Genomic DNA, 6,118 nt, shown 5'->3' on the forward strand with positions numbered 1-6,118 from the left:
TTTCAGGTGACGGCATGGCGAGCGCATCGCATGCCGCTCGATCAACGGCGCTTGCCTTGCGTCGCGGACTTGTCCTGCTTGCCTCGCGTCGCGGAATTCCTGTTCACGTTTGCATCGTTCTGCGTGCGCGCCTGATAGTCGCTGCCGCCGCGCAGGTCCGTGTCTTCGAGCCCGTGTTCGAGATCGCTATGCGCCTGCTTGCCGACCCCGCGCGGCTCGTGCTCTTCCTGCGATCCGGCGCTCTGGTCGCTCTCGTGCGGCAATGGCGCGGCCTCCTCGGACGGGCGGTCCGGCACGCTCGAATTGTCGTTGCCTTCCGGGCGTGGTATCTGCCCTTGATGATCGTCGCCTGTCGCGTGTTGCTGCGATGTCTTCATGATCCTCTCCCTCGTTCAGGTGCGGTGTCTCGTTCATGCACGAGCACATTGCGCGCCGCGCTGTCGCTGTCGCCTGGCCTCCTCTGAAATCGTTGGAAAACGCAGCGCTCATTCATGCTCCGCCGTATCGAGCCGGCCCCGCATCTGCGCGGTGATGCGCTGCTTCGTCTTTGCGTAGGCGGCCCACGGTTCGCTCTTCAACGCGTCGAGCCGTTCGTGCAGGTTCGCGATGTTCCACTGATCGCCTGCCGTCGTACCGGGCACTTCGTCCCATGCGAGCGGCACCGATACACCCAGTCCCGGACGCGCGCGCAGCGAATAGGCGCACACGGTGCTCGACCCGCGGTTGTTGCGCAGATAGTCGACGAAGATCTTGCCCTTGCGGTTCTGCGCGCCCATCTTCGCGGCGAAGTGCTTCGGCAGCGCGTTCGCCATGTGCTGCGCGACGGCTTGCGAGAACGCCTTCACATCGTCCCAGCCGAGCTGCTTCGCGATCGGCACGACGACATGCAGCCCCTTGCCGCCGCTCGTCTTGCAGAACGACGCGAGGCCGAGTTCTTCGAGCAACTCGCGCGTGAGCTGCGCCGCCTCGATCATCCGCTTCCAGCCGAGCGCCGGGTCCGGGTCGAGATCGAACACCATGCGGTCGGGCTTTTCGATGTTCGCGGCGACGGCATTCCACGTATGCAGCTCGATCGTGCCCATCTGCGCCGCGCCGACGAGCGCTGCCTCGCTCTCGACCGTCAGCAGCGGCGGATGATCCGGGTCCAGCCCCGGATGCTGCGTGATGTTCGGAATCGACAGCTTCTGGCTGTGCTTCTGAAAGAACAGCTCGCCGCCGATATCCTCGGGCGCGCGCACGAGCGCGACGGGCCGGTCCTTCAGATGCGGCAGCATCCACGACGCAACCGACTCGTAGTATTCGACGAGCTCGATCTTGCGCACGCCGGTGCTCTTGTCGATCACGCGGTCGGGGTGCGAGATGCGTACACCCGCTACCGTCGTCGTTGCGCCCGAACGCTTCGTAGTCGTTGCGCTTGCGGCCTGCGCGTCCGGCTTCTTCGCCGTCGATTTCCTTGCCGTCGACGTCTTCGCCGTCGACGTCTTCGCGTTGTCCGCGCCCGGCCCTTCGTTCATCTGCTCCACGTCGGCTCCCTTGTGCGGCGTTTCGTGAACGATCTGCTTTGCAGGCTTGTCGCTGCGCAAGCTGACGAACGACGCCTGCCGCACGACACCGTCGCTCGTCCATTCCGCGAAATTGCATTCGGCGACAAGCTCCGGCTTCACCCAATGCACAGGCGTACGGCTGCGTTCGCGCGGCTCGCTCGCGAACGGCATCTTTGCGGTTTCGCGCGCATCGAGCTGATGCTTCACCGAGCGCAGCAAGGCCGCATTGAAGCCCGTGCCGACACGTCCCGCGTATTGCAGTTTGCCCTTCGTGTCGTACACGCCGAGCAGCAGCGCGCCGAACGCTTCGCGGCTGCCCGCCGGCTCCGTATAGCCGCCGATCACGAACTCCTGGCGCCGCCGGCACTTGAGCTTGATCCACGATGGCGCGCGGCCCGACACGTAGTGACTGTCGCGCCGCTTCCCGATGATCCCTTCGAGGTTCATCGCGCATGCGCTCTTCAGCAGTTCGCCTGCGTCGCGGCCAAAGTCGTCGGAGAAACGCAGCGTGTCGTCGTCGACGGTTTCCATCAGCGCGTGCAGAATCGCGCGCCGCTGCACGAGCGGCACGCCGCGCAGATCGTAGCCGTTCAGATAGGGCAGATCGAACAGATAGAGCGTGATGTCCTGCGGCCGGTTCGCGTCGAATGCGTTTTGCAGCAGCTGGAAACTCGGCACGCCGTTGCTGTCGAGCACCACGGCTTCCCCATCGAGCCACGCGCAGTCGAGCCCGATGCGCGCGAATGCCTGCGCCTGCTTGCGAAACTTCGTGGTCCAGTCGTTGCCCGCACGCGTGAAGACTTTGACGGGCTCTTTCGCGTGATGATCGATACGGGCGAGCACACGATAGCCGTCGAACTTGATTTCGTAGAACCAGTCGTCGCCGGCGGGCGCGCTATCGACGAGCGTCGCGAGTTGCGGCTTGAGCGTCGCGGGCATCTTCGTCTCGACGGCGCCTTTGATCGACGGATGACCGGCCAGCTCGCGCAACGACTCGGCACTGCGCGTCGCGACGATGTCGGGATGCCCGTCAGGCGAACCTTTGGCTCCGCGCGTTGTGGTTGACTTCGCTGACCTCGTCGATACGCTTGCGCGTTGTGCTTTGGTTTTCCGCGTGCCGGCAGCCGACTTCCCCGCGCCGTCCACACCGCCGCGCGCGCCCGGCGCGTCGGATATCACGCTGCCCTGCATCGCCTCGAGCACGTCGAATTCGGCTTCGCTGCGCGCCTCGTCGTCGCGTTCCTTGATGAGCAGCCACTGCTCCTTGTCGCCGCTGCCTTGCATGTGGCTGCGCACGAGCGTCCAGCCGCCGTGCAGCTTCTCGCCGTCCAGATGGAACTTGAGCTTGCCGGCCGCATACGCTTCGCGCGCGCCTGCTTCGCCGCCGACGGGCTCCCATGTGCCGCGGTCCCAGACGATCACCGAACCCGCGCCGTAGTTGCCCTCGGGAATGTCGCCTTCGAACGATCCGTACTCCAACGGATGATCCTCGACGTGCACGGCGAGCCGCTTCACCGACGGATCGAGACTCGGTCCTTTCGGCACGGCCCACGACTTCAGCGTACCGTCGAGTTCAAGACGGAAGTCGTAGTGCAGACGACGCGCGTCATGCTCCTGGATCACGAACGTCAGCGCGTGCTTTGAAGCCGTTGTCGCTTGAGTCTTCGCGGCGCGCGTCGATTTCGGCGTGGCTTTCGCACTCTTCGCGCGCGAGGCGATCCCCGACGGTTCAGGTGTCCTGTCGAAACGGCGCTTGCGATGATAGGTCTCGAGCTTGTCCGTCATGGTGACTGTTTGCGCTTAACGTTGCTTGCGTTGCGTTCGCCCCGCGCTGACGAATTACGCCGCGCGACGCTTGCGCGCCGAGGATGAAGTGCTCTTGCGCGCGGCCGTGCCCGTCGCGCGGCGCGCGGATTTCTTCGCGGGCGCGCGCGATTTCGTCGACGCCTGTTCGGCTTCTTCCGTCCCTTCGTCCTGGTCCGCTGCTTCCGCCTGTTCGGCATCCTCCGTATTGCGCGCGGCGCGTGCCGCCGGTTTGCCCTTGCCGCGTCCAAGGCTGCGCTTCAACAGATCTGAAAAGTCGAGGATATCCGCCGACGGGCGCGATTCGCGCGGCGTCTCGATGTCCATGACTTCTTCGATCTTGCCCGCGCGTACCTTCTTGTCGACGAGCGCGAGGATGTCGTCGCGAAACGTGTCCTTGTACTCGGAGGGGTCCCACGTATCGCTCATATCGTCGATCAGCTTTTTCGCCATGTCGAGTTCGCGCGCCGTGACGCCCGACTTCTTCGCGCTTTCGTCGGGCAATTTGAATTCGTCGAGGGAACGCACTTCTTCGGCCCAGCGCAGCGTATTGAGCGCGAGCACGGGCCCTGCGGGAATGAGCGCGGCGAGATGCTGCCTGTTGTGCAGCACGACACTCGCCACGCCGACCTTGCCCGACTCCTTCATCGCGTCGCGCAGCAGCGCGTAGACCTTTTCGCCCTTGCGGTCGGGCGCAAGGTAATACGGCGTGTCGAGATACAGGAACGAGATGTCGGGCGCCTCGACGAACGCGAGGATGTCGACCGTCTGCGTCGATTCGGGGTTCGCCGCGCGAATCTCCTCGTCGGTCAGCACGACGTATCGATCCTTCTCGTACTCGTAGCCGCGCACGATGTTGTCGCGCGTCACTTCCTTCCCCGTGCGCTTGTTGATCTGCCGATAGCCGATGGGATCGATCGTGCGCTTGTCGAGCAGATTGAAGCCGACCTTCTCGGACCTCGTAGCGGGATAAAGTTGCACGGGCACATGCACGAGGCCGAAGCTGATCGCGCCTTTCCAGATCATATGAGGCATAGCGCGCTCCCCGAAGTTGAACTCCTTGCGAAGCAGCAAGCGTGCCCAGACATTCAGGGCCCCGGCTTGCGCCTGCTTCCACGCATCGCCGCGACGGCGGCCTGCGGCGCTGTAAGTCTTGCGCGCGCGCGGAAAAAGCTACGGGCGCGTGGCTGAAGCTGGCTTGCCGGCTTCCCGGCCTTTCGATTTTCAGCCACGTCTGCTTCAAGCGACGGTGCACGGCACGGCTGCATAGCCGCGAAAGCGCACGCGTCCGCCGCGCGTCGGCTCGCCGCCGATTCTGTATGACGGAAAGCGCCGCACGAACCGTCCGATCGCGATGCGTGCTTCGAGGCGCGCAAGCGACAGTCCCGCGCACTGATGAATGCCGAAGCCGAACGCGAGATGGCGGTTCGGCATGCGTCGGATGTCGAAGCGGTCGGGCTCGGCAAACTGCTCGGGATCGCGATTCGCCGCGCCGATGCACAACGTGACGGGCGTGCCCGCCGTCACGGGCACGCCGCCGATCTCCGTGTCGAGCATCGTCATCCGGTTGCCGAGCTGATTCGAACTCTCGAAGCGCAGGCATTCCTCGACGGCGCTTTCGATCAGATCCGGCTCGCGCAGCAACGCCTCGCGCTCGCCCGTCGACACGCTCAACGTAACGAGACCGTTGCCGATCAGGTTCGTCGTCGTTTCGTGGCCGGCGTTGAGAATGAAGATGCAGTTCTGCAGCAGTTCGACTTCGGACAGTTGCTCGCCACCCTCCTCGCCCTGGATCAGGCGCGTGAGCACGTCGTGCTGCGGATCGCCGGGCTTCGCGCGACGTCGCGCGACAAGGTCCTTCAGATACGCGACGAACTCCGTCACCGCGCAGTTGCCGCGTTTGTGCTGCGCCGGCGTGAGCGTCGGCTCGAGCGCGCCGAGAATCGCCAGCGACCAGTCGCGCAACGGCGCGCGCTCGTCGTGCGGCACGTCGAGCAGATTGCCGATCACTTCGACGGGAATCGCGGCCGCGAAGTCACTGATCAGATCGATCTCGCCGCGCGCGGCTGCGCGATCGAGCAGGCCATCGACGAGACGGATCAGACCGTCTTCCATCGCCGCGATCGCGCGCGCCGTCAACGCGCCTGCGATCAGCTTGCGCACGCGCGTATGCAGCGGCGGATCATTGAACACGAGGCTCGTCGTGTGATGCTCGAAAAGCGGCGTCGCGCCGTACTTCGGCGCGAACTCGACTTTCTTGTCGGAGCTGAAGGTCTTCGGATCGCGATACACGGCCTGCACGTCGCGATAGCGCGTGAGAAATAGAGAGCCATCGGGCATGCGCTTGACGGGCTCGTGTGTGCGCAGCGCGTGATAGACGGGATACGGGTCGGCGTGAAACGACGCATCGAGATGCCGCAAGTCGAAATCGCGGGCGATGTCGGCATCGGTTGCCGTTCCGTGAGACGGATTCATTTATGTCCCCTGTCGACCAGAGTTAGTGCTTCAGCACTTACTCTGGTCCCATGCAACGCGGTCGACCAGAGTTAGTGCTTCAGCACCTACTCTGGTCCCATGCAACGCGGTCGACCAGAGTTAGTGCTTCAGCACCTACTCTGGTCCCATGCAACGCGGTCGACCAGAGTTAGGGCAATGCTGATCAAGTCCACCGTTCATGGCTGTCATGCGTTATTGCGTAGACATGCAACGGTAAAAAAAATGAAGAACCAACTGACACTGGCGATGGCGGTCGATCAATGCGGAGGATTCGG

Annotated in this window: 4 protein-coding genes; all 4 read right to left on the reverse strand. The window is 64.1% G+C overall.

Annotation, left to right across the window (positions count from 1 at the left end; all coding sequences use genetic code 11):
• Window positions 1-41: 41 nt before the first annotated feature.
• A complete protein-coding gene (locus AB4Y32_RS23320) occupies window positions 42-377 on the reverse strand; it encodes a hypothetical protein (RefSeq protein WP_368723606.1) in 336 nt (111 codons plus the stop codon).
• A 108-nt stretch (window positions 378-485) separates the two neighbouring features.
• Window positions 486-3,329 carry a DNA ligase D gene (gene ligD / locus AB4Y32_RS23325; RefSeq protein WP_368723607.1) on the reverse strand — a complete coding sequence of 948 codons (2,844 nt, stop codon included), beginning with the start codon at window positions 3,327-3,329 and terminating at the stop codon, window positions 486-488.
• A gap of 54 nt (window positions 3,330-3,383) precedes the next feature.
• A complete protein-coding gene (locus tag AB4Y32_RS23330; RefSeq protein WP_368723608.1) occupies window positions 3,384-4,382 on the reverse strand; it encodes a non-homologous end joining protein Ku in 999 nt (332 codons plus the stop codon).
• A 204-nt stretch (window positions 4,383-4,586) separates the two neighbouring features.
• Window positions 4,587-5,822 (reverse strand): cytochrome P450, encoded by a 1,236-nt coding sequence (locus tag AB4Y32_RS23335; RefSeq protein ID WP_368723609.1) that lies wholly within the window; start codon window positions 5,820-5,822, stop codon window positions 4,587-4,589.
• Between the last annotated feature and the right edge of the window lie 296 nt (window positions 5,823-6,118).

It is taken from the genome of Paraburkholderia phymatum (genome assembly GCF_040965635.1).
In the GTDB taxonomy this organism is placed as follows: Bacteria; Pseudomonadota; Gammaproteobacteria; order Burkholderiales; family Burkholderiaceae; genus Paraburkholderia; species Paraburkholderia phymatum_B.